Source organism: Pseudomonas sp. ef1, from assembly GCF_007293365.2.
Taxonomy (GTDB): Bacteria; Pseudomonadota; Gammaproteobacteria; order Pseudomonadales; family Pseudomonadaceae; genus Aquipseudomonas; species Aquipseudomonas siliginis.
In genome coordinates, this window is sequence record NZ_CM129815.1 from 3825295 (window position 1) to 3851647 (window position 26353).

Annotated in this window: 20 protein-coding genes; 18 read left to right on the forward strand and 2 right to left on the reverse strand. The window is 61.3% G+C overall.

From position 1 onward, the window contains the following. The first annotated feature begins 1 nt into the window (after position 1). The 8 genes from FEE99_RS17480 to FEE99_RS17515 all read left to right on the forward strand — a co-directional run bounded on the left by FEE99_RS17480 (position 2) and on the right by FEE99_RS17515 (position 7882). Complete coding sequence (locus FEE99_RS17480) at positions 2 to 1801, forward strand: DUF2341 domain-containing protein (RefSeq protein ID WP_041481012.1); 1800 nt, start codon at positions 2 to 4, stop codon at positions 1799 to 1801. An 11-nt stretch (positions 1802 to 1812) separates the two neighbouring features. Continuing rightward, the gene (locus FEE99_RS17485; protein WP_003201710.1) at positions 1813 to 2238 is read left to right on the forward strand and encodes an ExbD/TolR family protein; all 426 of its coding nucleotides are present in this window, start codon (positions 1813 to 1815) and stop codon (positions 2236 to 2238) included. A gap of 3 nt (positions 2239 to 2241) precedes the next feature. Continuing rightward, a complete protein-coding gene (locus FEE99_RS17490) occupies positions 2242 to 2946 on the forward strand; it encodes an energy transducer TonB family protein (RefSeq protein WP_041481011.1) in 705 nt (234 codons plus the stop codon). Positions 2947 to 2985: 39 nt separating this feature from the next. Further along, positions 2986 to 4683, forward strand: a complete 1698-nt coding sequence (locus FEE99_RS17495; RefSeq protein ID WP_041481010.1) for a putative porin — start codon at positions 2986 to 2988, stop codon at positions 4681 to 4683. Positions 4684 to 4700: 17 nt separating this feature from the next. Next, positions 4701 to 5330, forward strand: coding sequence for a hypothetical protein (locus FEE99_RS17500; protein ID WP_041481009.1), 630 nt, complete (start codon positions 4701 to 4703; stop codon positions 5328 to 5330). A 17-nt stretch (positions 5331 to 5347) separates the two neighbouring features. Then, the gene (locus FEE99_RS17505) at positions 5348 to 5818 is read left to right on the forward strand and encodes a YbjN domain-containing protein (RefSeq protein ID WP_041481008.1); all 471 of its coding nucleotides are present in this window, start codon (positions 5348 to 5350) and stop codon (positions 5816 to 5818) included. Further along, positions 5815 to 6756 (forward strand): peptidylprolyl isomerase, encoded by a 942-nt coding sequence (locus tag FEE99_RS17510; protein WP_041481007.1) that lies wholly within the window; start codon positions 5815 to 5817, stop codon positions 6754 to 6756. Before FEE99_RS17505 ends, FEE99_RS17510 begins: the two co-directional genes overlap by 4 nt. Positions 6757 to 6901: 145 nt before the next feature. Then, a complete protein-coding gene (locus FEE99_RS17515; protein ID WP_041481006.1) occupies positions 6902 to 7882 on the forward strand; it encodes a substrate-binding domain-containing protein in 981 nt (326 codons plus the stop codon). 765 nt (positions 7883 to 8647) lie between these two features. Here the strand turns inward: FEE99_RS17515 and FEE99_RS17520 are convergent. After that, complete coding sequence (locus FEE99_RS17520) at positions 8648 to 9007, reverse strand: DUF6124 family protein (protein ID WP_024012116.1); 360 nt, start codon at positions 9005 to 9007, stop codon at positions 8648 to 8650. 622 nt (positions 9008 to 9629) lie between these two features. Here FEE99_RS17520 and FEE99_RS17525 point away from each other — a divergent pair. Then, complete coding sequence (locus FEE99_RS17525) at positions 9630 to 10148, forward strand: GNAT family N-acetyltransferase (protein ID WP_041481005.1); 519 nt, start codon at positions 9630 to 9632, stop codon at positions 10146 to 10148. 1 nt (position 10149) lies between these two features. Here the strand turns inward: FEE99_RS17525 and FEE99_RS17530 are convergent, their stop codons facing one another. Continuing rightward, positions 10150 to 10842 (reverse strand): aspartate/glutamate racemase family protein, encoded by a 693-nt coding sequence (locus tag FEE99_RS17530; RefSeq protein WP_041481004.1) that lies wholly within the window; start codon positions 10840 to 10842, stop codon positions 10150 to 10152. A gap of 197 nt (positions 10843 to 11039) precedes the next feature. Here FEE99_RS17530 and FEE99_RS17535 point away from each other — a divergent pair, with 197 nt between their 5' ends. The 9 genes from FEE99_RS17535 (at position 11040) to FEE99_RS17575 (ending at position 26226) form a co-directional block, all read left to right on the forward strand. Then, complete coding sequence (locus tag FEE99_RS17535) at positions 11040 to 11531, forward strand: hypothetical protein (protein ID WP_041481003.1); 492 nt, start codon at positions 11040 to 11042, stop codon at positions 11529 to 11531. Positions 11532 to 11763: 232 nt separating this feature from the next. Further along, the gene (locus tag FEE99_RS17540; protein WP_041481002.1) at positions 11764 to 12738 is read left to right on the forward strand and encodes a hypothetical protein; all 975 of its coding nucleotides are present in this window, start codon (positions 11764 to 11766) and stop codon (positions 12736 to 12738) included. A gap of 129 nt (positions 12739 to 12867) precedes the next feature. Beyond that, positions 12868 to 13545, forward strand: coding sequence for a DUF3313 domain-containing protein (locus FEE99_RS17545; RefSeq protein WP_039760442.1), 678 nt, complete (start codon positions 12868 to 12870; stop codon positions 13543 to 13545). A 288-nt stretch (positions 13546 to 13833) separates the two neighbouring features. Beyond that, positions 13834 to 14334: a thiol peroxidase gene (tpx, locus tag FEE99_RS17550; RefSeq protein ID WP_039760445.1), complete on the forward strand. Its 501-nt coding sequence runs from the start codon at positions 13834 to 13836 to the stop codon at positions 14332 to 14334. A 174-nt stretch (positions 14335 to 14508) separates the two neighbouring features. After that, positions 14509 to 15813: an MdtA/MuxA family multidrug efflux RND transporter periplasmic adaptor subunit gene (locus tag FEE99_RS17555; RefSeq protein ID WP_041481001.1), complete on the forward strand. Its 1305-nt coding sequence runs from the start codon at positions 14509 to 14511 to the stop codon at positions 15811 to 15813. Continuing rightward, positions 15810 to 18902, forward strand: a complete 3093-nt coding sequence (locus tag FEE99_RS17560; RefSeq protein ID WP_041481000.1) for an MdtB/MuxB family multidrug efflux RND transporter permease subunit — start codon at positions 15810 to 15812, stop codon at positions 18900 to 18902. Before FEE99_RS17555 ends, FEE99_RS17560 begins: the two co-directional genes overlap by 4 nt. A 112-nt stretch (positions 18903 to 19014) precedes the next feature. Then, positions 19015 to 22122: an efflux RND transporter permease subunit gene (locus FEE99_RS17565; protein ID WP_041480999.1), complete on the forward strand. Its 3108-nt coding sequence runs from the start codon at positions 19015 to 19017 to the stop codon at positions 22120 to 22122. Continuing rightward, positions 22119 to 23588 (forward strand): efflux transporter outer membrane subunit, encoded by a 1470-nt coding sequence (locus tag FEE99_RS17570; RefSeq protein ID WP_041480998.1) that lies wholly within the window; start codon positions 22119 to 22121, stop codon positions 23586 to 23588. Before FEE99_RS17565 ends, FEE99_RS17570 begins: the two co-directional genes overlap by 4 nt. 556 nt (positions 23589 to 24144) lie before the next feature. Beyond that, positions 24145 to 26226, forward strand: coding sequence for a putative bifunctional diguanylate cyclase/phosphodiesterase (locus FEE99_RS17575; RefSeq protein WP_041480997.1), 2082 nt, complete (start codon positions 24145 to 24147; stop codon positions 26224 to 26226). Positions 26227 to 26353: the final 127 nt, after the last annotated feature.

Below are 26353 nucleotides of genomic sequence, written 5' to 3' on the forward strand. Positions count from 1 at the left end.
CATGCAACGCCTTTTCCTTTCGTTGTTGATCTGCCTGGGCTTCGTGCTCCCGGCCACGGCTCAGGCTTGGTGGCAGGACGACTGGCATTACCGCAAACAGATCGCCGTCGACACCACACCGCAGGGCGCGGCGATCAATCAGGCCCTTGGCCGCACCGCGCTGCTGGTGCGCCTGCACACCGGCAACTTCACCTTCGACGGCGTGAAAGAGGATGGCTCCGATCTGCGTTTCGTCGCGGCGGATGACAAAACCGTGCTCAACCACCAGATCGAAAGTTTCGATGCGCTGATGGGCATGGCGCTGATCTGGGTTGATGTGCCGAATGTAGAGGGCGGTCAGCGTCAGGACATCTGGATGTATTACGGCAACCAGAAAGCCCCGGCTACCGGCAACGGCCAGTTGACCTTCGATCCGAGTTACACCGCGCTGTATCACTTCGACGGCGCCACCGGCACCCCGGCGAAAGACACCACGGCGTACGGCAACACCGCGCAAAGCGCGACCGGCACAGCGATCGATGGCGTCGTCGGCCGTGCGTTGCAGTTCAGCGGTCAACCGTTGCTGCTGCCGGCCAGTCCGTCACTGCAACACAACGCCGGCAGCGCGTTCACCTTCAGTGCCTGGCTGCGTCTGGCTCAGGCCACTGGCGAGCAACTGATCCTGGCTCGGCGAGAAGGCGCGCAGAGCCTGCTGATCGGCGTCAGCCAAGGCCTCCCGTTCGTGGAAATCGACGGCCAGCGCGCTGCTGCCACCCAGGCGCTGGCGCCGGCGCAATGGCAACACGTTGCGCTGACCGCCGAGGGCTCGAAAGTCACCCTGTACATCAACGGTCGCGAAAGTGCTGCGTTGGCCCAGGCGATGCCGGCGTTCAACTCGGTCATGGCCATCGGCGCCGATCTGCAGGAAGGCGCGTTCCAGCCATTCTCTGGCGCCATCGACGAACTGCGCCTGTCGAAAGTCGCCCGACCTGCTGCGCTGTTGCTGGCCGATGCCACCTCGCAAGGCGCCGAGTCGAAACTGGTGGCTTACGGCGTCGATGAAGAACAATCCGGCTTCGGTTTCGGCAGCCTCGGCTTCCTCCTTAACGCGGTGCCGATCGACGCTTGGGTGATCATCGCCGTGCTGGTGCTGATGATGTTCCAGTCGTGGATCATCATGCTGCGCAAGAACCGCAGCCTCAGCCGCGTGACTGCGGCGAACGAAGACTTTCGCGTGCAATTCGCCAAGGTCGGCACACGCCTGGAAATGTTCGCCGACGACGCGCAACTGGCTCAACGTCTGCAGCATTCGTCGCTGTGGCGCCTCTATCTGGTGGCGGTCAAAGAGATCCGCACCCGCCGCGAGCAGGGCGCCGATACCTCGTCGGTTTCCGCCGCGACCATCGAAGCCATTCGCTGCTCGATGGACGGTGTGCGCACCCGCGAGAACCAGCAACTGAGTTCGAAACTCTCGACCCTGTCCAACGCCATCGCCGGCGGCCCTTATATCGGCCTGCTAGGCACGGTGCTGGGGATCATGGTGGTGTTCCTCGGCACGGCGATGGCCGGCGACGTCAACATCAACGCCATCGCGCCGGGCATGGCCGCAGCACTGCTCGCCACAGCGATGGGCCTGTTCGTCGCGATCCCGGCGCTGTTTGGCTACAACCGCCTGATCACCCGCAACAAGGAAGTCAGCGCCGACATGCGTGTGTTCGTCGACGAGTTCATCACTCGTCTGGCGGAGATGCATGGCGAGAGCCAGTTCAGTGAGGCGTCGCACCAGCGCGGCCATCACGCCAACCACTCCGTACCGGCCTGAGGAGCACTGCCATGGCGTCCGTAAATGCCTCCCACGACGATGATGACGATGCCGCCGTCGACAGCATCAACATCACCCCACTGGTCGATGTGCTGATGGTGGTGCTGGTGATGTTCATCCTCACCGCCACCGCGCAGGTCTCCGGGATCCAGATCAACCTGCCCAAGGCCAGCGCTTCGGTGTCGCTGTCGGAGGCCAAGACCAAGGCGATCTCGGTCAACGACGGCGGCCAGGTGTTTCTCGATGCCTATCCCGTGACGTTGGCGGAGCTGGAAGAACGCCTGCGCATCGAGAAAGCGCAGAGCCCGGATTTTCCGGTGATCGTGCGTGGCGATGCGACGGTGCAGTACCAGAAAGTCATCGAAGTGCTCGACCTGCTGCGCCGGCTCGAACTGTCCCAGGTCGGTCTCGTCACCGGCAAACCGAGTCAGGGCTGAGTCATGACCGCACAACTCCCGATCGAACCGCCGCCCGTGAAAAAGTCGCCGTTGCGCTATGTGAAGTGGGGCGCCGGATTGCTGGTCGGCGCACTCGCCGCGTGGTTCCTCTGGCAGTGGGCCAACGACATGGCCGGCGTGCGTCGCGAAGCGCCGAAGGTGCCGACGATCATTCCGTTGCCGCCACCGCCACCACCGCCGCCGGAGAAACCGCCAGAGCCGGAAACGCCGGTGGAAGAAAAAGTCGTCGAGCCCGAGCCAACGCCGGAGCCGGAGGAGGTCAAGCCTGAAGAAGAAGCACCGCCATCGCCGGCGGACGACCTGGCCAACCCGATGCAAATGGACGGCGACGCGCAGGCCGGCAGCGACGCTTTCAAAATCGGCGCGGGCAAGGGCGGCGGCATGGCCGGGGCCGGCGGTGGGCGTTTGGGCACGGGCACGTACAGCCAGTTTCTCGCGTTCACCTTCCAGCGTTTGCTGCGTGAGAACCCCGAGCTGCGCAACCTCGCATTCTCGCTGCAGGCCGATGTGTGGCTGAGCAGCGTCGGCGAGATCACCCGTGTCGAGCTGATCAAGTCCAGTGGCAACCCGCAAATCGATACCCAAGTGCTGGCCGCTTTACGCGGTGCGCCAGCGCTCAGCGAACGGCCTCCGGCCTCCATCACTTTGCCCGTGCGCCTGTCCCTGCAAGGGCGGCGTCCGGGTTAATTCACTTATTCAAGCTTTGGCAAAAGGAGTTGTGTGCAGATGATTTCCAACGTGAATCGATTGTCCCTGGCGGTCGGCATGGTCATTGCGACCCTGGTCGGTCAGGCGGTGGCAGCGCCTGCGCCTTCGGAGAACGCCACGATCAATCTGATCCGCTTGCTGGTCGAGCAGGGCATTCTGAAACAGGACAAGGCTGACGCGCTGATCGCCCAGGCCCAGAACGAAGCGGCGCAGGCCAAGCAGGCTGCCGCGTCCACTGCCGTAGCGGCCGGGCCGGTCGCCGCGCCGGGGGATGTGCGCGTGCAGTACGTGCCGGCAGCGGTGCGCGACCAGATCCGCGATCAGGTCAAAGCCGAGGTCATGGCCACCGCCAAACAGGAAAACTGGGCCGCGCCGAATACCTTCCCGGACTGGGCCTCGCGCATCAGCTTCGACGGTGACATTCGCCTGCGTGACGAATCGCGTTACTACTCGGGCAACAACAGCAACGAAATCGTCGACTTCGCCAAGCTCAACAACAATGGCCCGTACGACGTGAACCCCAACAGCAGCACCAGCCTGCCGCCGTTGCTCAATACCCGCGAAGACCGCGAAAACCTCTTTCGCCTGCGCGCACGCCTGGGCATGAAAGCGGTGATCTCCGAGGAATGGACCGCCGGCATTCGCATCGGCACCGGTTCGGACAACAACCCGGTATCGACCACGCAGAACCTCGGCGGCGGCTTCGCCAAGAAAGACATCTGGCTCGATCAGGGCTATCTGACCTGGAAGCCAATGGACGAATTGACCCTGACCGGCGGGCGCTTCGCCAATCCGTTCATGTCCACCGACATGCTCTATTCCAATGACCTGAATTTCGACGGTGTGGCGGCGATTTTCGATCACAAGTTCAACCGCGATTGGGGCGTGTTCGGCACGGTCGGCGCGTTCCCGGTGGACTACACCAACGACACTTCCAGCAGCAACGGTTTCGACAAGGAAGAGAGCGACAACAAGTGGCTGTACGGCGCGCAGCTCGGCGCGAAGTGGGCGATCAATAGCAACAACCGCCTCAAAGGCGCGCTGGCCTATTACCGTTTCGACGACATTCAGGGCCAGCGCTCCAGCCCTTGCGAACCGTGGGCCGGCGCACCGGGTTGCGATAGCGATGGCACTCGCGCAGCGTTCATGCAGAAGGGCAACAGCGTGTTCCTGCTGCGTGACATCACGCCGAACCCGCTCAACCCGAGCGCTACGCCGCAGCCACAATTCGTCGGGCTTGCGTCCGAGTTCAACCTGCTCGACCTCAACGTCGTGTGGGACGCCGACCTGCCGCAGGATTTCAAACTGCGCAGCCAGGGCAACTACATCCACAACCTCGGCTACGACGAAGGCGACATGCGCAAGCGCTCCGCCGGGCAGATCGTCAACAACCTCGACAGCAACGGCGAGATCGAAAGCGGCGCCAACGCGTGGATGGTGCAGTTCACCCTCGGCAACGCGCTGGACCTCAAGCGCAAGGGCGACTGGAACCTGTTCGCCGGCTACAAGTACATCCAGCCGGACGCCTTGCCCGACGGCTTCAACGACTCGTCGTTCCACCTCGGCGGCACCAACGCCAAAGGTTATTTCATGGGCGGCAACTACGGCCTGGCGAAGAACGTTTCCGCCACCGGCCGCTGGATGAGCACCGAAGCGGTGTACGGCGCGCCGTTCGACATCGACGTCTTGCAGCTTGAGATCAACACGCGCTTCTAAGGCGCCGGGAGAGCTTTATGAACACGCGTTTTCTCGCGCTGGGCCTGGGTTTGCTGCTTGCCACCGGGGCGAACGGCGAAGGCATGGAAGAACGCCTGCGCACGCAATTGCGCAGCACCACCCAGCAATTGCAGGCCCTGCAAAGTCAGCAGGCCCAGGCCAGCGCCGCGCAACTGGCGGCGCAGAACGAAGTCAAGGCAGCCCAGGCGCAAATCAAGCAATTGACCGCCGAACTGGCCAAAGCCAAAGGCCTCGCCGAGCAACTGGCCGGGCAACAACAGAGCCTGCACAGCCAGGCTCAGGCGCAAGTCGCGGCCAGTGCCGAGCAGACCGGCAAGTTCAAAAAAGCCTACGACGAGTTGCTGGTCCTCGCTCGCGGCAAGGAAGCCGAACGCTCGAAGCTGCAAGCGCAACTGGCGGAACGTGACACACAAGTGCAGCAATGTTCAGCCAAGAATCAGCAAATGTACGGCGTCGCCAAACAGATCCTCACGGCCTACGAAAACATCGACGTCGCCGAAGTGATGAAGATCCGCCAGCCCTTCGCCGGCAGCGCCAGGGTCAAGTTCGATGAACTGGCCCAGGGCTTTGGCGACGAGCTGTACAAAACCCAATTCGACGCGCCGCAAGCCGCGATCGCTCACTGATAACAAGGAAGAAAGCCATGACTCAATTGATCACCCACGTTTCTCCGCAATCGCTGACCGACGTCCTCCAGGCCGCTGGTTATCGCGTCAACCAGAGTGAACAGAACGGCATCGTCCAGCTGCTCAGCGCCAGTCAGGGCATCGGCTACGCCGTGCGCTTCGGCAACCCGGCGGTGGAGCAGGGCAGCTTTGTTGATTTCACCTTCAGCTGCGCGCTGCGCGTGCAGGGTGACTTGCCTGAGGGAGTCGCAGAGCAGTGGAATGCTACTCGACGTTTTGCACGGTTGTCGTTGCAGGGCGAGTTTCTGCTGATGGAAATGGACGTAGTCGTGGCCGCAGGGGTGAGCAACGAGCACCTGCGCGGCAATCTGGAGTTGTGGGATCGCCTGTTGCAGGAGTTCATCGTTTACCTGCGCGATTTCAGCCAGACCACTGCTGTGCAAGCCGCCAAGTCCGCTGTCGCCGAACAAGAGGAAGTCGCACTGTGAAAAAGCCTGCCATGGTGATCGGCGCCGGAGCTGTGGCGCTGTTGGTGGTGGCCGTGGCGCTGGTGCTGCGGCCGGGCAGTGATCCGGTCGCCGCCCAGCAGCCGTCTCCGTTGCTGGCGGTTGCAGCCGGGCCAGCGGTCGCGCGGTTGGGCAATCAGCAGGTTTCGCCAGAGGAATTGCAGGCGCTGCTGGCCACCGTCCCGGCGCAAACCCGCGAGCAATTGCGCGGTAACCGTGAGGCGCTGGAGCGCTGGATTCGTGCGCGGCTGGCGGAAAAAGCCGTGCTGGAACAGGCCGATGCGCAGGGTTGGGCGCAGCGTCCGGACGTCGCCCGGCAGACTCGCGCAGCGACTGAGCAAATCGTGTTTCGGGATTATTTGCGCTCGGTGAGTCAGGTGCCGGCGGAGTATCCGAGCGCGACCGAGTTGCAGCAGGCGTACGACGCCGGCAAGGACAATTGGCAGACCCCGGCGCTGTATCGGGTCAGTCAGATTTTCCTTGGCGTCAGTGACGCAGCGAATGTGGAAACGGTGCGCAAACAAGCCGCTGAATTGAGCAAGAAGGCGCAATCAGCACCGGCTGATTTTGCGGCGCTCGCTACGCAATATTCGCAGGATCGCGTCACGGCAGAGCGGGGCGGTGATACCGGCCTGCAACCGTTGCAACAACTCGTGCCGGAAGTGCGCAGCGCCGTGGCGCGGCTCAAGGTGGGCACCGTGTCAGATCCCGTGCAAAGCGCCGCCGGTTTTCATGTAATCAAACTCACCGAACAACAACCGGCACGCACCGCGACGCTGGAGGAACTGCGCGACCAACTGACCCAGGCCCTGCGCGCACAACGCCAGGAACAGATCGCCCAGGCTTATCTGGACGGCATGCTCAACACCGCCACCCTGAGCATCGACGGTGCCGAACTGAACAAAGTGATAGGTAACTGACACACGGTGTTTCTGTAGGAGCTGTCGAGTGAAACGAGGCTGCGATCTGTTGATTTTGCTTTTAAAGATCAAAAGATCGCAGCGTGCCGCAGCTCCTGCAAAGATTTGCGTAACGACACCACATTAGATCGACAGGGAGTCATCAATGTCATTCACCGAACCCGCAGGACGCCCGGGCACCGTTGATTATCAATCGCCGCAATCCAGATCCGAGCCTTGGCTAAACCAGGCCGCGACCATCGACAGCGAAGTCGCCCAATACTTCCTGGTCAGTGCCCGCTGCGGCTGCTTCATGCAAGCTGCGCGCAGCCTCAACGTGCGCTCGACCCTGTTGCGCAAACAACTCGCGCAACTCGAACAACAACTGCAACACAGCCTGTTCAGCTTCCAGGGCAGCGCCCTCAGCCTGACCCGCGAAGGCCAACAGTTGCAGGCCCGACTCAGCACCCTGGCCCACGAACGCAAGCTCCCGGTCATCGAACAACCACTGATCCGCCTCGCCATCGCCGAATCCATCCTCCACGACATCCTCGGCCGCGACCTCATCGCGTTGCTGCGGCGCAACGCCAGCCTGCGCCTGGAAATCATCGCCCTCGACAGCGAACTGGCCCTGCGCGCCGTCAGTGCCGACATCGTCCTCTGGCTCGCTCCTGGCGAGCACCCGAACCCCGGTCCGACCTTTTCCACCAGCGAACCGCAACACCTCGCGCGGATCGAGTATCTGCCGCACATTGCCAAGCGCTATTCGCGGGTGACAGCTAGACCGGAAAGTACGGATGAACTGGCGGATTTCATGCTGGTGCAGTGGCAGCATGACCGGCGGGTTGAGAGCTTTCGCCCTTGGAATGAACTGGTTGAACAGCGGTTGGCCGGGGTGGTGCAGATGCAGTCTTATGAATTGATGCTGGAGATGATCCGCTGTGGCGCCTGCATTGGCTTGCTGCCGGCATACATGAGCCGCTTCGACCGTGGCCTCATCGCACTGCCCGGATTATTCGCCGAACCGATGCAGCTCCATGCTTGGCTCGCCGTCAACACCGACTCGCAAAACTCCCCCGAAATCAAAGCCCTCACCGACCTCATCCAGCAAACCTTCAACGAACGCCACGAATGGTTCCAGCCTTAACCCGACCCCCTGTAGGAGTGAGCCTGCTCGCGAAAGCAATCCGCCAGTCGAAGCTTCAGTGACTGACCCACCGCCTTCGCGAGCAGGCTCGCTCCCACAGGAATCTTCATTGCTTACGCGTTGATCGTTCCCACGCTCCGCGTGGGAATGCAGCCCGGGACGCTCTGCGTCCCCCAAGAGCTGGAACGCGGAGCGTCCCTTGAGGCATTCCCACGCAGAGCGTGGGAACGATCATCAACTGCACCCGTAACTGAATAAACCGCATCAACAGTGGGAGCGAGCCTGCTCGCGAAAGCAATCCGCCAGTCGAAGCCTCAGTGACTGACCCACCGCTTTCGTGAGCAGGCTCGCTCCCACAGGAATCTTCATTGCTTACGCGTTGATCGTTCCCACGCTCCGCGTGGGAATGCAGCCCGGGACGCTCTGCGTCCCCACCAGAGCTGGAACGCGGAGCGTCCCTTGAGGCATTCCCACGCAGAGCGTGGGAACGATCATCAACTACACCCGTAACTGAATAAACCGCATCAACAGTGGGAGTGAGCCTGCTCGCGAAAGCAATCCGCCAGTCGAAGTCTCAGTGACTGACCCACCGCCTTCGCGAGCAGGCTCGCTCCCACAGGAATCTTCATTGCTTACGCGTTGATCGTTCCCACGCTCCGCGTGGGAATGCAGCCCGGGACGCTCTGCGTCCCCACCAGAGCTGGAACGCGGAGCGTCCCTTGAGGCATTCCCACGCAGAGCGTGGGAACGATCATCAAAAGCCCGCTACTGCGGCAACTCCAAATTATCCAGCACCCGATTCACCGCCAGTTCGCCGAGCATGATCAGCTGCGCAATCCCCATCAGCGTCCGGCGTTGCGATGGCTTTACCAGCCCGGCGAATTCCTGGGCGATGGTTTTCGCGGAGGCGAGGGTTTCGCAGGCGTTGGCCAGCAGGTCTTCGTTTTTCGTGTCGGCGGTGACGGCGTACATGGCGCGGGGGCTGAAGGGCGGTGGGGTCGAGCCGGGTGGGCAGAGGTAGTGGTCGAGGGCGCGGTCGGCGGCTTGGTGAAGTTTTTTTGAGTCGAGGGATTCGTAGGGGGAGGTGGGGTCGGATTCGGGTGGGTTGGGTGTTGGTTTGATCATGGGTGAAGCCTCTAGAGTGGTGAAGCTGCCACCGTTCGCTGCTAACGAAGGAGGTGGCGGCTGTACGCGGGTTAGCAGACCAGGACTCTAGAACCCGGCGCACCGAAGTGCCCCACGCAAAGCCGCCATAACGGCAAGGCCTTGTGCGTCTAGAGATAACCCGGGCTGCTAAACCCGATCACTGAACATTCAGCGACCGCACCACAATAGAACCCGCCCCCAAGGCGCACAAGCCGGCGGATTCTGGCTTGGCTGTAGGCAACGACGCAAGGATTTGTAGCCTGGAAGGCGTGTCTGAAGGTGTCTTTTAAACAACGGCGTTTAAAAAACAAAAAATTGGCGACTGCACGGTAGACGTTTTTGCCGGGAAGCAGGTGTTGGCTATGAGGTCGCTTTCGCGAGCAGGCTCGCTCCCACAGGAATCTTCAGTGCTCACAGGGGTTGTGCCCGGGCTGGATCAAAATGTGGGAGCGAGCCTGCTCGCGAATGCAATCTGCCAGTCGAAGCTTCAGTGACTGGCCAACCGCCTTCGCGAGCAAGCTCGCTCCCACAATTTCATCTCGCCAGATTCGAGATCAGCGGTTTAGAGTGACCAGCCACACGCTGATCACGGACCGATCCCATGTCAGACCCAACCTCCACGATCCATCTCGAACGCTCCAACGAATCCCACCTCGAAGGTATCACTGCGCTTTACAACGACCCCGTCGTTGCACGGCAAGTGCTGCAAATGCCGTTTCAATCCACCGAGGTCTGGCGCCAGCGACTTCAGGCTGATAACGAACGTGCGCTGAAACTGGTTGCCCTGGACCAAGGCGTGGTGATCGGCAATCTGGGCCTGGAAGCTTATTCCCGCATGCGCCGCGCCCACGCCGGCAGTTTCGGCATGGCAGTCGGGGCGGCTTGGCAGGGCAAGGGCGTCGGATCGATGTTGTTGGCGGCGGCGCTGGAGGTCGCCGATAACTGGATGAATCTGCACCGCGTCGAACTCACGGTCTACGCCGATAACGAGGCAGCCATCGGCCTCTACCGCAAGTTCGGTTTCGAGACCGAAGGGCTGTTGCGTGATTACGCGGTGCGCGACGGGCAGTGGGTCGACACCGTGAGCATGGCCCGTCTACGCAATAGCCCGAAACCCTGAGTCAGTCGCCCAGCGCGAACGCCACTGCTGACTGCGCATGCAGCTCGGTAGTGTCGAGCAGGGGCAGGGCGCTGTGTTCGGGTTTGATCAGCAGACCGATTTCGGTGCAGCCGAGAATGATTGCCTGGGCGCCACGGGCGGTCAGGGACTGGATGACGCCTTGATAGATTTCTCGCGATTGTTCACTGATCACACCTACGCAGAGTTCGTCGTAGATGATCCGGTGCACCTCTTTGCGCTCGGCATCATCCGGCACCAGCACGGTCAGGCCTTGGGCGATCAGTCGCTGCTTGAGGAAGTCCTGCTCCATGGTGAACGCGGTGCCGAGCAACCCGACGGTGCGCGCGTCGATTTCCAGTGCAGCCTGCGCGGCGGGTTCGGCAATGTGCAAAAACGGAATGCTGATCGCCGCCTGAATCTGCTCGGCGACCTTGTGCATGGTGTTGGTACACAGCACCACGCATTCTGCGCCACCGGCTTCAAGCCTGCGCGCGGCATCCACCAGAATCGCCGCTGCATCGTCCCAGCGCCCGGCGTGCTGGGCCTGTTCGACCGGGCCGAAGTCGACGCTGAACATCAATAACTGCGCCGAGCGCAAAGGGCCGAGGCGCTCGCGAACCTGTTGGTTGATCAGGCGATAGTATTCGGCGCTGGACTCCCAGCTCATGCCGCCGATAAGGCCGATGGTGCGCATTGGATTTCCTCAAGCAAATGTCAGTGTCGAGCATTCAGGTGTGCCCGAAGTTTCCTTCTGTTCGAGACTCGACGCCAGTACCGACTGACTGTACCGCCGATCTTTCCCGCAACTGTGCATCTGCAACAACTAAACGTACGCCGCGCCGGGGATCTGCCACTATCACCCTTCGCAGGTCCTTTCCGAGGAACACCGCAATGAACGACGTACAGCAACTGGGCGAGATGCTGCGCCACTATGCCGAAAGCGAAGCGCACAAGAAGCAACTGTTCACCACGCAATCGGCTGCTTGGGCGGCTCGGATTGGCGCGCTGTTCGATCAGATCGAGCAATGGCTTGAGCCGGTCAAGGCGCCCAATCTGCTGGAGGTCAGCCGCGAGGCGTATGTCGCGTCCGGGCCGAGCGTGCCGGTGGAAACCTCGACGTTCAAGACGGAAAAACTGAGCATTGTGATTGCCGGCAAACCGGTGGAGTTTGTGCCGGATGTGATGGGCGGCGGCGGGCAGATTTCTTTGGCAGTGATGGGGCTGACGGCGGCGCGGTACGGGAGTATTTCGCTGGTTGGCCTGGCGGATGGTGCGTGGCAGTGGCGCAAGACCAATGGTTTGAAGGATCCGGATACGTTTGCGTTTGATGCGAATTTTCTGGCGCAGCAACTGCAAAGCCTGATTCCTCGCGATCGCACCTAGATTGGGACGCAGAGCGTCCCGGGCTGCATTCCCACGCAGAGCGTGGGAACGATCAAACACCGCTATCGCGAGCAGGCTCGCTCCTTGGGGGGGGGAGGCGAGTACCGGGGAAACCCTTAGGTTAGGTGCCAATCCGGCATTTTCCCTTGGGTCACTGATGGCCTTTTGGTAGAGTCGCCGTCGCCAGCGGGTTTTCGGCTGGACGATGGAACCGAAGAAGGGAGTCTGATCAGTGAGTCCGGGCAAAAAAATCCTCGGTCTCACGGCGTCGCTTTTGTTGCTGACGCTGTGGGCCAGTTACTTTTACGTATTCAAGGAAAACCGCGACGGCCAGCTTGGCGGTGTCGGCGAAAGCACCGCGTGGTGCGGCACGCCAACGACCAGTGAAGCGGCGTTGCTGGGCAAGGATCAACTGACCTTGCGCGTCACCAACAACCTGCGTGGCGAATTCATGGTTGGCGGCTCGCTGGTGGTTTCCGAACGAACCTTCAACCGCTACGACCTGGGCCGCAACGAACTGCGCCTTCGTCTGGAACCGCTGCAGTGGTCGTTCGGCGTGACGCCGATCTTCCTCGAGCAGGTCAAGGTGCAGCCGCTGAGCCGCAACCTCTCGTCGACCAATAAAAGCGCCTTCGCCGAACTTGAGCCTCGCGCAATCGGCGTGCACGCTCAGACTGCCGCGTTCCCCTTCGATACCTATCGCTACGGCTATAAACCGGTGCTGTATTACCTCAAGGGCAGCGAGCGCATCGACTTGCGCTTCAAGAACATCACCACGCTGATGGAGATGTCCAACACCTTCACGCCGATCCAGAAGTACAACCGCGCCGACTACATCAACGAGAAAAACTCGATGATCCGCGATGAGGACTACAAGCCGTACGGGGCGCATGAGTGCGCGTTCAGCGTCGAGCGCAAAGGCTCGTTCAAGGTCGTGGTGTTGCTGCTCTTGCTGGTGCTGTGCCTGCCGCTGATGCTGGTGTTTTACCGCGATGAGCCGGGGATCGACTTTCTCGCGACGCTGGTGGGAATTGCGGTGGTGCGCACATTGCTGATCGGGCCGGTGGAAGATTTCCAGCTATACAACATCGACTTCTTGTTTGGTGCGGCGATTCTGCTGGTGGGAACGGTATCGCTGATCAAGGCGATGCGCGCCAATAGCCGGCGAGAGATGGCGTTGCGCAGTGGCGAAACGTCGTCCTGGTAATACCGGATGGCGAGGCACACGCGCTGTCGGATGTGAACTTTGCAATTGGCCATCGCATTTGCCGGGGTTTTGGCTATACCTGTATCTCCCCTATGCAAAATGTCTTGGCCTTCTCAAAGGAATTACAGCATGAAGCTAGCCGTCGTGATGGGCACGCTGTGCATTGCCACCCTTGGCGTGGTGGGTTGTTCCAGCAAAACCGTCGAGCCTGACCAGTATTCCGGCTTTCTCAAGGATTACAGCCAGCTGAAGGAGGCCAAGTCACCCTCTGGTGCCGAGGTGATGCGCTGGATGGACCCGAAACTCGACATCAATAAATTCACCAGCGTTTACGTAGAGCCAAGCCAGCTCTACCCGAAGCCGCAAGCCACCGAGAAAATCCCCCAGCAGACTCTCAACGGCATCACGAGTTATTACGATCAGGCGCTCAAGCGCGAACTCGGCAAATCGCTGCCGTTGGCCGCAGGTCCCGGGCCGGGCGTAATTGTGGTGCGTCCGGCGATTACCGCAGTCAGCAGCAAGACCGAAGGCCTGCAAGTCTATGAAGTGATCCCGATCGCACTGGTCGCCGCAGCAGTAAGCACGGCCACTGGTATCCGCGACCAGGAAACCACGCTGGCCACCGAAGCGGTATTCATGGACGGCGCGACCAATCATGTCATCGCGCAGGTAGTGCGCAAAGGTACCGGCAAACCGCTGGAAAACTCTTCCCAGGTGATGAAAGCCGACGACATGAAAGCGGTGATCGATGGCTGGGCAAGCGATCTGCATCAGTCGTATCTGAAACTCAAATCTGAATCCAAATGATGCAGTAAGGCTGGTTGCCTTTTCGCGAGCAGGCTCGCTCCCACACTGGACTCGTATTCAGTATGGGAGTGAGCCTGCTCGCATTTCGCTGTATCAGTTTCGAATGTGCTGCCTGACACAACGCTTTTGCTAACAGGCTCACCCCTTCAGGGAAGCTGCGGTGGGTTGTATACAATGTCACCGCTCAGCACCCAACAATTTCCAACAGGGCATAGGTCGTCAGCCGATTTCGTGGTTAACTTCCGCCTCTTGCATGCTTTCCAATCAAAAAACAGAAGGACTCAAGTCATGGCTCAAGTCACCCTCAAAGGCAATCCGGTTCAAGTCAACGGCCAGTTGCCACAAGCCGGTTCCAAGGCGCCAGCCTTTTCCCTGGTAGCCGGCAATCTGTCCGACGTCACCCTGCAAGACTTCGCCGGCAAGCGCAAAGTCCTCAACATCTTCCCAAGCGTCGACACCCCGACCTGCGCCACTTCCGTGCGCAAGTTCAACGCCCAGGCCAACGACATCAGCAACACCGTGGTGCTGTGCATCTCCGCTGACCTGCCGTTCGCCCAGGCACGCTTCTGCGGTGCTGAAGGCCTGGAAAACGTACAGAACCTGTCGACCCTGCGCGGCAGCGAGTTCATCGAAAACTATGGCGTGGCCATCGCTGACGGCCCGCTGAAAGGCCTGACTGCTCGCGCGGTTGTGGTGCTGGATGAAAACGACAACGTCCTGCATAGCGAACTGGTCAAGGAAATCGCCGAAGAGCCTAACTACGAAGCGGCACTGTCCGTTCTCAAGTAAGGCTTTTACAATTGTTAACGGCCTGGCCCTGTCCAGGCCGTTTTCATTTGTGTATCAGGGTTTTGCCTCACACCTTGAAACGTAAGTGGAAGGTAAATTGCCGGTAAAGCTGCTTTGCTTAAATCCACTCAGTGCTTATCGTTCAGCCTCCCGTAATAGAAGCCCACGCGCCCAATGGTCAATAACTCCATGCAATCGTCCCCCCGCAAATCCCGTCGCTGGCTGATCAGCCTGCTGGTCCTGTTGGTCATCGCTGTCCTGTGCTGGAAATTCTGGCCCGCCGGCTCTGCTGACAAGGCGGGCGGCGACAAAGCGGCCGCCGGGCATACCGGGCGCTCGGGGATGATGCGGCCGGGCTTCGGCGGCGGTACCGGGCCGATTCCGGTGCGTGTGGCGCCGGCGGTGAAGGGCGACTTCCCGCTGTATTACAAGGCGCTGGGCACGGTCACCGCGCTGAACACCATCAATGTTCGCAGCCGCGTGGGCGGCGAACTGGTGAAGATTCATTTCGAAGAAGGGCAGATGGTCAAGGCGGGCGACCTGTTGGCCGAGATCGATCCGCGTCCTTACCAGAATGCTTTGCTCCAGGCCGAAGGCACGTTGCTGCAGAATCAGGCGCAACTGAAAAACGCCCAGGTCGACGTCGAGCGCTACCGCGGTCTGTATAAGGAAGACAGCATCGCCAAACAGACCCTCGACACCGCCGAAGCGCTGGTTGGCCAGTATCTGGGCACGGTCAAGACCAATCAGGCGGCGGTCAACGACGCCAAGCTCAATCTCGAATTCACCAAGATCCGCGCGCCGATTGCCGGTCGCGTCGGTCTGCGTCAGGTCGACGTCGGCAACCTCGTCGCCGCCAACGACACCACGTTCCTCGCGGTGATCACCCAGACGCAACCGATCAGCGTGGCCTTCACCTTGCCGGAAAACAGCCTCGACACCGTGCTCGCGCGTTACCGCAGCGGCGCCAAGTTGCCCGCCGAAGCGTGGGATCGGGGCGACACCAAGCTGCAGGCTACCGGTGTGCTGCAAAGCCTCGACAACCAGATCGACGTCGCTACCGGCACCCTCAAGTTCAAGGCCCGTTACGATAACCGCGACCAGTCGCTGTTCCCCAATCAGTTCGTCAACGTTCATTTGCTGGCCGACACGCTCAAAGGTGTAGTGCTGGCACCGTCGGCAGCGATTCAGTTCGGCACCAATGGCACCTTTGTCTATGCGCTGGACGGCGACAAGAAAGTCACCATTCGCCAACTGAAAATCGGTGCCAGCGACGGTGACAACACCGTGGTCACCGAAGGCCTCGCCGCGGGTGATCGCGTTGTGCTTGAAGGCACCGATCGCCTGAAGGAGGGCAGCGAAGTCGAAGTGGTCAATGACAGCAGCGAAGTGCCGACCTCGCCGACCGAGCACCTGCAAGGTAAATCCGCCGCCAATCCCGATGCGACCACCGCTGACAAGGCCAAGAAGGGCGCATGAACATTTCGCGGCTGTTCATCCTCCGTCCGGTAGCCACCACCCTGAGCATGCTGGCCATTGTCCTTGCCGGCCTGATCGCTTATCGCCTGCTGCCGGTTTCGGCCTTGCCGCAGGTCGATTATCCGACTATCCGCGTCATGACCCTGTACCCCGGCGCCAGTCCGGACGTGATGACCAGCGCCGTCACCGCGCCGCTTGAACGCCAGTTCGGGCAGATGCCGGGCCTCACACAAATGGCTTCGACCAGCTCCGGCGGCGCTTCGGTGCTGACCCTGCGTTTCAGCCTCGACATCAACATGGACGTCGCCGAACAGCAGGTGCAAGCCGCGATCAACGCCGCGACCAACCTGCTGCCGACCGACCTGCCGGCACCGCCGGTGTACAACAAGGTCAACCCGGCGGACACCCCGGTACTGACCCTGGCCATCACTTCGAAAACCATGCTGCTGCCCAAGCTAAATGACTTGGTCGATACGCGCATGGCGCAGAAAATCGCCCAGATCAGCGGCGTCGGCATGGTCAGCATTGCCGGCGGTCAGCGTCAAGCCGTGCGGATCAAAGTCAACCCCGAAGCGCTGGCGGCCAACAGCCTCAACCTGTCGGACGTGCGCACGCTGATCGGCGCCTCCAACGTCAACCAGCCGAAAGGCAACTTCGATGGCCCGACCCGGGTTTCGATGCTCGATGCCAACGACCAACTGACCTCGCCCGAGGACTACGCCAATCTGATCCTGACCTACAAGAACGGCGCGCCGTTGCGGCTCAAGGACGTCGCGGAAATCGTCGATGGCGCCGAGAACGAGCGTCTGGCCGCGTGGGCCAACCAGAATCAGGCGGTGCTGCTCAACATCCAGCGTCAGCCGGGCGCCAACGTCATCGAAGTGGTCGATCGCATCAAGGCCTTGCTGCCAAGCATCACCGACAACCTGCCGGCCGGCCTCGACGTCACGGTGCTGACAGACCGCACCCAGACCATCCGCGCCTCGGTCACCGACGTGCAACACGAACTGCTGATCGCCATCGCGCTGGTGGTCATGGTCACGTTCCTGTTTCTGCGCCGCGCCAGTGCGACGATCATTCCCTCGGTCGCCGTGCCGCTGTCGCTGATCGGCACCTTCGGCGTGATGTACCTCGCCGGTTTCTCGGTGAACAACCTGACGTTGATGGCACTGACCATTGCCACCGGTTTCGTCGTCGACGACGCCATCGTCATGCTCGAGAACATTTCGCGCTTCATCGAGGAGGGCGACAGTCCGATGCAGGCCGCGCTCAAGGGCGCGAAACAGATCGGCTTCACCCTGATTTCCCTGACCCTGTCGCTGATCGCCGTACTGATTCCGCTGCTGTTCATGGCCGACGTGGTAGGGCGCCTGTTCCGCGAGTTTGCCATTACCCTGGCGGTGGCGATCCTGATTTCCCTGGTGGTGTCGCTGACCCTGACGCCGATGATGTGCGCGCGCCTGCTCAAGCGTGAACCGCAAGAACACGAGCAAGGCCGTTTCTACCGCGCCAGCGGTGCGTTCATCGACTGGATGATCAAGGAATACGGGCGGATGCTGCGCTGGGTGCTCAAGCATCAGCCGCTGACCTTGCTGGTCGCCATCGGCACGCTGGCGTTGACCGTATTCCTTTACGTGATCGTGCCGAAGGGTTTCTTTCCGGTGCAGGACACCGGGGTCATTCAGGGCATTTCCGAGGCGCCGCAGTCGATCTCCTTCGCGGCGATGGGCGAGCGGCAGCAGCAACTGGCGAAGATCATTCTCGAAGATCCGGCGGTGCAGAGCCTGTCGTCCTACATTGGCGTCGACGGCGACAACGCCACGCTCAACAGCGGCCGCTTGCTGATCAACCTCAAGCCTCATGGCGAGCGCGATCTGACGGCCAGCGAAGTGATCGCACGCCTGCAACCGCAACTGGACAAACTGGTCGGCATTCGGCTGTTCATGCAGCCGGTGCAGGACCTGACCATCGAGGATCGGGTCAGCCGCACCCAGTACCAGTTCAGCATGTCCTCGCCGGACTCCGAATTGCTCAGCCAGTGGAGCGGCCGTCTGGTCGAAGCCCTGGCCCAGCGTCCGGAGTTGACCGACGTGGCCAGTGATCTGCAGGACAAAGGCTTGCAGGTTTATCTGGTGATCGACCGCGACGCCGCATCGCGCCTCGGCGTGTCGGTGGCGAATATCACCGATGCGCTGTACGACGCCTTCGGCCAGCGGCAGATTTCGACCATTTATACTCAGGCCAGCCAGTACCGCGTGGTGCTGCAAGCCCAGGCCGGGGAGAAGATCGGCCCGCAGGCGCTGGATCAGATTCACGTCAAGACCACCGACGGAGCGCAGGTGCGCCTGTCGAGTCTGGCGCATGTCGAAGAACGTCAGGCGCAATTGGCGATCACCCATATCGGCCAGTTCCCGGCGGTGATGATGTCGTTCAACCTCGCGCCGGGCGTGGCGTTGGGGCATGCCGTGGACATCATCGAGCAGGTGCAGCAGGACATCGGCATGCCGGTCGGCGTGCAGACTCAGTTCCAGGGCGCGGCGCAGGCGTTCCAGGCTTCGCTGTCGAGCACCTTGCTGCTGATTCTGGCGGCCGTGGTGACCATGTACATCGTCCTTGGTGTGCTCTACGAGAGCTACATCCACCCGATCACCATTCTTTCGACCTTGCCGTCCGCCGCAGTCGGTGCCTTGCTGGCGTTGCTGCTCAGCGGCAACGACCTGGGCATGATCGCGATCATCGGCATCATTCTGTTGATCGGTATCGTCAAGAAGAACGCGATCATGATGATCGACTTCGCCCTCGACGCCGAACGCACCCAGGGCATGGCCCCGGCAGAGGCGATCTATCAAGCGGCGCTGCTGCGCTTCCGGCCGATTCTGATGACCACGCTGGCGGCGTTGTTCGGCGCAGTGCCGCTGATGCTGGCCACGGGGTCTGGCGCGGAACTGCGTCAGCCGTTGGGTCTGGTGATGGTCGGCGGCTTGTTGGTGAGCCAGGTGTTGACGCTGTTCACCACGCCAGTGATTTACCTGGCTTTTGATCGGTTGGGGCGGCGTTGGACCAAGCCTGTCGCGGGAGAGGTGGTGTGAGCGGCGTGGTGAAAGCAGCTTCAAGCTGCAAGCTTCAAGCTGCAAGAAAACAGCAGCATGCGCGCGCAGGAACAGCTTGTAGCTCGCAGCTTGCAGCTTGGAGCTCGACGCTATGAACCTCTCCGGCCCTTTCATCAAACGCCCCGTGGCAACCATGCTGCTATCCCTGGCAATCATGTTGCTCGGTGGGGTCAGCTTCGGTCTGTTGCCCGTATCGCCATTGCCGCAGATGGATTTCCCGGTGATTGTCGTCCAGGCCAGTCTGCCGGGCGCCAGTCCCGAGGTGATGGCTTCGACGGTGGCGACGCCGCTGGAGCGGTCGTTCGGTGCGATTGCCGGCGTCAATACCATGAGCAGCCGTTCCAGTCAGGGTTCGACGCGGGTGATTCTGCAGTTTGACCTCGACCGCGACATCAACGGCGCGGCGCGGGAAGTGCAGGCGGCGATCAACGCCTCGCGCAATCTGCTGCCAAGCGGGATGCGCAGCATGCCGACCTATAAGAAGGTCAATCCGTCGCAGGCGCCGATCATGGTGCTGTCGCTGACCTCGGACGTGCTGGAAAAAGGCCAGCTTTACGACCTGGCTTCGACCATCCTCTCGCAAAGCCTGTCGCAGGTGCAGGGCGTTGGTGAAGTACAGATCGGTGGCAGTTCGCTGCCGGCGGTGCGCATCGAGCTCGAACCGCAGGCGCTGAACCAGTACGGCGTTGCTCTCGACGATGTACGCAAGACCATTGCCGACGCTAACGTACGCCGGCCCAAGGGTTCGGTCGAGGACGGCGAGCGCTTGTGGCAGATCCAGGCCAACGACCAGTTGGAGAAAGCCAAGGATTATGAGTCGCTGATCATTCACTACGCCGACGGCGCCGCATTGCGTCTCAAGGATGTGGCGAAAGTCAGCGATGGCGTCGAAGACCGTTACAACAGCGGTTTCTTCAACGACGACGCGGCAGTATTGCTGGTGATCAACCGTCAGGCCGGCGCTAACATCATCGAGACGGTCAACGAGATCAAGGCGCAGTTGCCCGCGCTGCAAGCGGTGCTGCCGGCCAGCGTCAAACTCAATCTGGCCATGGATCGATCGCCGGTGATCAAGGCCACGCTGCACGAAGCCGAAATGACCTTGCTGATCGCCGTCGCCCTGGTGGTGCTGGTGGTGTACCTGTTTCTGGGTAACTTCCGCGCCTCGCTGATCCCGACCCTGGCGGTGCCGGTGTCGCTGGTCGGTACCTTTGCGGTGATGTACCTGTACGGGTTCTCGCTGAACAACCTGTCGCTGATGGCGCTGATTCTCGCCACCGGTCTGGTGGTGGACGACGCCATCGTGGTGCTGGAAAACATTTCCCGGCACATCGACGAAGGCGTCAAGCCGATGCAGGCCGCGTACCTTGGGGCCAAGGAAGTCGGCTTTACCCTGCTGTCGATGAACGTCTCGCTGGTGGCGGTGTTCCTGTCGATCCTGTTCATGGGCGGGCTGGTCGAGAGCTTGTTTCGCGAATTTTCCATCACCCTGGCGGCGGCAATCGTGGTGTCGCTGGTGGTTTCCCTGACGCTGACACCGATGCTCTGCGCGCGCTGGCTCAAGCCGCACACGCCGGGCCAGGAAAACCGCCTGCAACGCTGGAGCCACAAGACCAACGACTGGATGGTCGGCAAATACGCCACCAGCCTCGACTGGGTATTGCGTCATCGCCGTCTGACCTTGTTCAGTCTGCTGCTCACCGTTGGCGTCAACATTGCGCTGTATGTGGTGGTGCCAAAAACCTTCCTGCCGCAGCAGGACACCGGCCAGTTGATCGGTTTCGTGCGTGGCGACGACGGTCTGTCCTTCAACGTCATGCAGCCGAAAATGGAAACCTTCCGCCGCGCCGTGCTCAAGGATGAAGCGGTGGAAAGCGTGGCCGGCTTCATTGGTGGCAACAACGGCACCAACAACGCGTTCATGATCGTGCGCCTGAAACCGATCAAGGAACGCCAACTGTCGGCGCAGAAAGTCATTGAGCGCCTGCGTAAGGAAATGCCCAAGGTCCCCGGTGCACAGTTGATGCTCATGGCCGACCAGGATCTGCAGTTTGGCGGCGGTCGCGAGCAGACCAGTTCGCAATACACCTACATCCTGCAGAGCGGTGACCTCGCCGAGCTGCGCAAGTGGTTCCCGAAAGTGGTCACCGCGTTGCGTGCCTTGCCCGAGCTGACCGCCATCGATGCCCGCGAAGGTGCCGGGGCGCAGCAGGTGACACTGATTGTCGACCGGGATCAGGCCAAGCGCCTGGGGGTCGACATGAACATGGTCACCGCCGTGCTCAATAACGCTTACAGCCAGCGGCAGATTTCGACGATCTACGACAGCCTCAACCAGTACCAGGTGGTGATGGAGGTCAATCCGAAATACGCCCAGGATCCGGTGACGCTCAAGCAGGTCGAGGTGATTACCGCTGACGGTGCGCGCGTGCCGCTGTCGACGTTCGCCCATTACGAAAACAGCCTGGAGAACGACCGCGTCAGCCATGAAGGCCAGTTCGCGTCCGAAAGCATTTCCTTTGACATGGCCGAAGGCGTGACCGTAGAGCAGGGCAGTGCCGCCATCGAACGAGCGATCGCCAAGGTCGGCTTGCCGGAGGATGTGATTGCGAAAATGGCCGGCACTGCGGACGCCTTCGCCGCGACGCAGAAGAGCCAGCCGTTCATGATCCTCGGTGCGTTGCTGGCGGTGTATCTGGTGCTCGGTGTGCTGTATGAAAGCTACATTCACCCGCTGACCATTCTCTCGACTTTGCCCTCGGCCGGGGTTGGCGCGTTGCTGTCGATCTATGCGCTGGGCGGCGAGTTCAGCCTGATTTCCCTGCTGGGGATATTCCTGCTGATCGGCGTGGTGAAGAAAAACGCCATCCTGATGATCGACCTTGCGCTGCAATTGGAGCGGCATGAGGGCCTGTCGCCCCTGGAGTCGATCCGCAGCGCCTGTCTGCAACGCTTGCGGCCGATCCTGATGACCACGCTGGCGGCGATCCTCGGCGCCTTGCCGTTGCTGCTCGGCCGCGCCGAGGGTGCGGAAATGCGCCAACCGTTGGGCCTGACCATCATTGGCGGCCTGGTGTTCAGCCAGGTCCTGACCCTCTACACCACCCCGGTGGTTTACCTTTATCTCGACAAGCTGCGCCATCGATTCAACAAATGGCGTGGCGTGCGTACTGATGCCGCTCTGGAAACTCCGCTATGACTGACCGTTCGCTTATCCAATTGGCCACCGTCCGCGGCTCGCGCCTATTGAGCCTGTCGCTGTGCGTGGCGCTGCTCAGCGCTTGCGCAGTCGGCCCGGACTACCAGCGCCCGCAAACTGCCGAAATCGCTCAGTTCAAGGAAGCCGAAGGCTGGCGTCAGGCCAACCCAAGCGACTCGCTGGCCCGGGGCGCCTGGTGGGAGTTGTACGGCGACCGGCAGCTCAACGCCTTGGTGGAAAAACTCAACAGCTCCAACCAGACTGTCGCCCAGTCCGAGGCGCAGTTTCGTCAGGCGCAGGCGCTGGTGCGCAGCGCGCGCGGGGCGTTTTACCCCAGTGTCGACCTGAGTCTGGGCAAGAACCGCTCGAGTCAGGGCACTGGCAGCAGCAGTTCGAGCCTGAGCAGTTCCTCAAGCGGTATTCGTGATACCTACACCGCGCAACTGGGCGTCAGTTGGGAAGCCGACGTCTGGGGCAAGCTGCGCCGTGGGCTGGAGGCGGATGAGGCCAACGCCCAGGCGAGTTTTGCCGATCTGGCGGCGATGCGTCTGAGTCAGCAATCGGAGCTGGTGCAGAACTACCTGCAACTGCGCGTCATCGATCAGCAGAAGCGTCTGCTCGAGGCCACGGTTGCCGCTTATGAACGCTCGCTGAAAATGACCCAGAACCAGTACCGCGCCGGGGTTTCCGGGCGCGATGCGGTGGCGCAGGCGCAAACCCAGTTGAAAAGCACCCAGGCCGATCTGGTCGACCTGATCTGGCAGCGCGCACAGTTTGAAAACGCCATTGCCGTGCTCACTGGCGAAGCCCCGGCCAACTTCAGCATCGCCGAAACCCAGAACATCCCGAATCTGCCCCAAGTGCCGTTGAGCCTGCCTTCACAACTGTTGGAACGCCGTCCTGACATCGCCTCGGCAGAGCGCTCGGTGATCGCCGCCAACGCCAATGTCGGCGTGGCGAAAGCCGCGTATTACCCGGACCTGACCCTGAGCCTGAGCGGCGGCTACAGCAGCAGTACCTCGAAAAACCTGATCAGCCTGCCGAACCGTTTCTGGTCGGTCGGCCCGCAGCTTTCTCTGCCGCTGTTCGACGGCGGCATTCGTTCGGCCGAGGTTGACCGCAGCGAGGCGGCCTATGACGAAACCGTCGCGCGCTACCGCCAGACCGTGCTCGACGGTTTCCGCGAAGTGGAAAACTACCTGGTCCAGCTCAAGGTGTACGAGGACGAAGCGGCGGTGCGCCAGGAAGCGCTGGATGCTGCCCGCGATTCCCTGCGCCTGACGGAAAACCAGTACAAGGCGGGCCTGATTGCCTATATCGACGTGGTCGTGGTGCAAGCCACGGCGCTGAGCAACGAACGCAGTGTGCTGAATATTCTGCAGAACCGACTGATCGCCAGCGTGCAACTGATCGCCGCGCTGGGCGGCGGCTGGGACGGTCAACTCGACGTCAGCGACAACCGCTGAACCTGCTCGCGAAAGTGGTGGGTCAGGCAACTACGATGGTGGCTGTGCCGACGCCTTCGCGAGCAGGCTCGCTCCCACAGGGATTCGCGTTCGAATGGTGAGGGGTGGCTGGACGCTGAAAAATTGTGGGAGCGAGCCTGCTCGCGAAAGCGGTGGGTCAGTCGAGTGAGATGGTGGCTGTGCCGGCGCCTTCGCGAGCAGGCTCGCTCCCACAGGGATTCGCGTTCGAATGGTGAGGGGTGGCTGGACGCTGAAAATTGTGGGAGCGAGCCTGCTCGCGAAAGTGGTGGGTCAGGCAACTACGATGGTGGCTGTGCCGACGCCTTCGCGAGCAGGCTCGCTCCCACGGGGATTTTTGTCTGGCATGAGATCGCCTTCACAGGGTGAGGTTAAAGCCCACCGCAGAGCCTTGTAGGACGATCGAACAAGCGTTTCATCGGCTTGATGGCAATTTGGTTACTTTGTCAGTGCGTTCTTCCGCGCAATCAGTACAATCGCCGCATTTGCCCGACCGAGAATGGAAGCAGTACGGTTTCGGCTTGTCACGAGAACGTCCATGCTCATCGGCAGCTACTCCTTCACCCTGGTTTTCATTTCGTTGTGCGTGGCCATTCTGGCTTCCTACACGGCGCTCGATCTCACCGGGCGCATTGCCACGGCTAAAGGCCGGGCCGTGCATTTCTGGACGGCGGGCGGGGCGTTGGCGATGGGCGTTGGCGTCTGGTCGATGCATTTCATCGGAATGCTCGCCTTCAAATTGCCGATCGACCTGGGCTACGACTTCGCCCTCACTGCGCTGTCGCTGCTGATCGCGGTGCTGTCCTGCGGCTTCGCGTTGTGGCTGGTCAGCCAACCGAAACTGCCACTGGCGCAACTGGCTTTCGGTGCGCTGATCATGGGTTCGGGCATCAGCGCCATGCACTACACCGGCATGGCCGCGCTGCGCATGACACCGGGCATCGATTACGACCCGACCCTGTTCAGTGCCTCCCTGCTGATCGCCGTCGGCGCCTCAGCAGCGGCATTGTGGATTGCCTTTCGCCTGCGTCAGCAATCGCCCTATGTGCGGCTGATTCGTGCCGGCGCGGCGGTGATCATGGGTGTGGCGATTGTCGGCATGCACTACACCGGCATGGCTGCTGCGCAATTTCCTGACGGCAGTTTCTGCGGCGCGACGCTCAATGGCTTGAAGGGCAATGGCCTCGACAGCCTGGTCGTGGTCACCACGCTGGCGGTGCTGTCGATTGCCTTGTTGACCTCGATCCTCGACGCCCGCCTCGAAGCGCGCACGGCTGATCTGGCGCACTCGCTGACGGTGGCCAACCGCGAACTCACCCAACTGGCCCTTCACGATCCGCTGACCAGTCTGCCCAACCGCATGCTGCTCGACGACCGCATCAATCAGGCGATCAAAAAGGTGCAAGAGCAGGGTGGCTGCTTCGCCTTGATGTTCATCGACCTCGACGGCTTCAAACCAGTCAACGACGCATTCGGCCATCACATGGGCGACCAACTGCTGCGCGAGGTCGGCGCGCGTCTGCGTGAAGACTTGCGCAGCCAGGACACTCTTGCGCGGATCGGCGGCGATGAGTTCGTTCTGCTGGTGCGTTTGAGCGAGCCCAATGACGCCTTGAGCCTGGCTGCGCGTCAGGTCAGCCTCATCGGTCGCACGTTCCGCGTCGCTGAACATGATCTGCAGATTTCCGCCAGTGTCGGCATCGCCCTGTACCCGGGCAACGGCGACAATGCCCAGGAACTGCTGATGAACGCCGATGCCGCGATGTACCACGCCAAGGGCGGCGGCAAGAATGGCTACAGCTTCTTCGATGCGTCGATGAACACCAACGCGCGCAAACAATTGCAACTGTTACAGGACCTGCGCGCGGCCATCGAGCACAACCAGTTCTGCCTGCATTACCAGCCCAAATTCGACGCCGCCAATGGCCGCCCGGTCGGTGCCGAAGCGCTGCTGCGCTGGAAGCATCCGCTGCATGGCATGCTGATGCCGGATAAATTCATTGATCTGGCGGAGAAAACCGGGCTGATCATTCCGATGGGTGAATGGGTGCTCAACGAAGCCTGCCGGCAGATGCGCGAATGGTACGTGCTCGGTTACACCGACTGGCGCATTGCCGTGAACCTCTCGGCCTTGCAGTTCTGCCATGCCGGGCTGGTGCAAAGCGTGGCCAAGGCGCTGGCGACCCACCACTTGCCGGCCAACAGCCTGACTCTGGAAATCACTGAAACCACAGCGATGAGCGACGCTGACGCGAGCATGACCGTGCTGCAAGAGTTGTCGGACATGGGCGTCGACCTGTCGATCGACGACTTCGGCACCGGTTATTCCAGCCTGATGTACCTCAAGCGCCTGCCGGCCAATGAGCTGAAGATCGACCGCGGTTTCGTCCGCGATCTGGAGCATGACAGCGATGATGCCGCAATCGTCTCGGCGATCGTTGCGCTGGGGCAGGCGCTGGATCTGCGGATTGTCGCCGAAGGTGTCGAGACCGGCGCGCAACAGGATTTCCTGACCAAACTGGGCTGTGATTCGCTGCAGGGCTATCTGTTGGGCCATCCGATGCCGGCGGAGCGCTTCATGCAGGACATCGTGCGTGGGCAACGGCTGGCGGTGGTCTGAGAGACCGAGTCATCGTTCTTCGCGAGCAGGCTCGCTCCCACAGGGGACGGCGGCAACACCATAGAACTCATGCAAAAGCCATGAATGGCAGTTATTCTTCCCCCGACTGTTACGTGTGCACGTGGGG

Bases quoted from the DNA above. Each gene is read 5' to 3' on its own strand.
- FEE99_RS17555 (WP_041481001.1), top strand. From the start codon at position 14,509: ATGGTCAATAACTCCATGCAATCGTCCCCCCGCAAATCCCGTCGCTGG.
- FEE99_RS17495 (WP_041481010.1), top strand. From the start codon at position 2,986: ATGATTTCCAACGTGAATCGATTGTCCCTGGCGGTCGGCATGGTCATT.
- tpx (WP_039760445.1), top strand. From the start codon at position 13,834: ATGGCTCAAGTCACCCTCAAAGGCAATCCGGTTCAAGTCAACGGCCAG.
- FEE99_RS17520 (WP_024012116.1), bottom strand. From the start codon at position 9,007: ATGATCAAACCAACACCCAACCCACCCGAATCCGACCCCACCTCCCCC.
- FEE99_RS17565 (WP_041480999.1), top strand. From the start codon at position 19,015: ATGAACCTCTCCGGCCCTTTCATCAAACGCCCCGTGGCAACCATGCTG.
- FEE99_RS17560 (WP_041481000.1), top strand. From the start codon at position 15,810: ATGAACATTTCGCGGCTGTTCATCCTCCGTCCGGTAGCCACCACCCTG.
- FEE99_RS17490 (WP_041481011.1), top strand. From the start codon at position 2,242: ATGACCGCACAACTCCCGATCGAACCGCCGCCCGTGAAAAAGTCGCCG.
- FEE99_RS17505 (WP_041481008.1), top strand. From the start codon at position 5,348: ATGACTCAATTGATCACCCACGTTTCTCCGCAATCGCTGACCGACGTC.
- FEE99_RS17515 (WP_041481006.1), top strand. From the start codon at position 6,902: ATGTCATTCACCGAACCCGCAGGACGCCCGGGCACCGTTGATTATCAA.
- FEE99_RS17530 (WP_041481004.1), bottom strand. From the start codon at position 10,842: ATGCGCACCATCGGCCTTATCGGCGGCATGAGCTGGGAGTCCAGCGCC.
- FEE99_RS17480 (WP_041481012.1), top strand. From the start codon at position 2: ATGCAACGCCTTTTCCTTTCGTTGTTGATCTGCCTGGGCTTCGTGCTC.
- FEE99_RS17500 (WP_041481009.1), top strand. From the start codon at position 4,701: ATGAACACGCGTTTTCTCGCGCTGGGCCTGGGTTTGCTGCTTGCCACC.
- FEE99_RS17575 (WP_041480997.1), top strand. From the start codon at position 24,145: ATGCTCATCGGCAGCTACTCCTTCACCCTGGTTTTCATTTCGTTGTGC.
- FEE99_RS17545 (WP_039760442.1), top strand. From the start codon at position 12,868: ATGAAGCTAGCCGTCGTGATGGGCACGCTGTGCATTGCCACCCTTGGC.
- FEE99_RS17485 (WP_003201710.1), top strand. From the start codon at position 1,813: ATGGCGTCCGTAAATGCCTCCCACGACGATGATGACGATGCCGCCGTC.
- FEE99_RS17525 (WP_041481005.1), top strand. From the start codon at position 9,630: ATGTCAGACCCAACCTCCACGATCCATCTCGAACGCTCCAACGAATCC.
- FEE99_RS17570 (WP_041480998.1), top strand. From the start codon at position 22,119: ATGACTGACCGTTCGCTTATCCAATTGGCCACCGTCCGCGGCTCGCGC.
- FEE99_RS17535 (WP_041481003.1), top strand. From the start codon at position 11,040: ATGAACGACGTACAGCAACTGGGCGAGATGCTGCGCCACTATGCCGAA.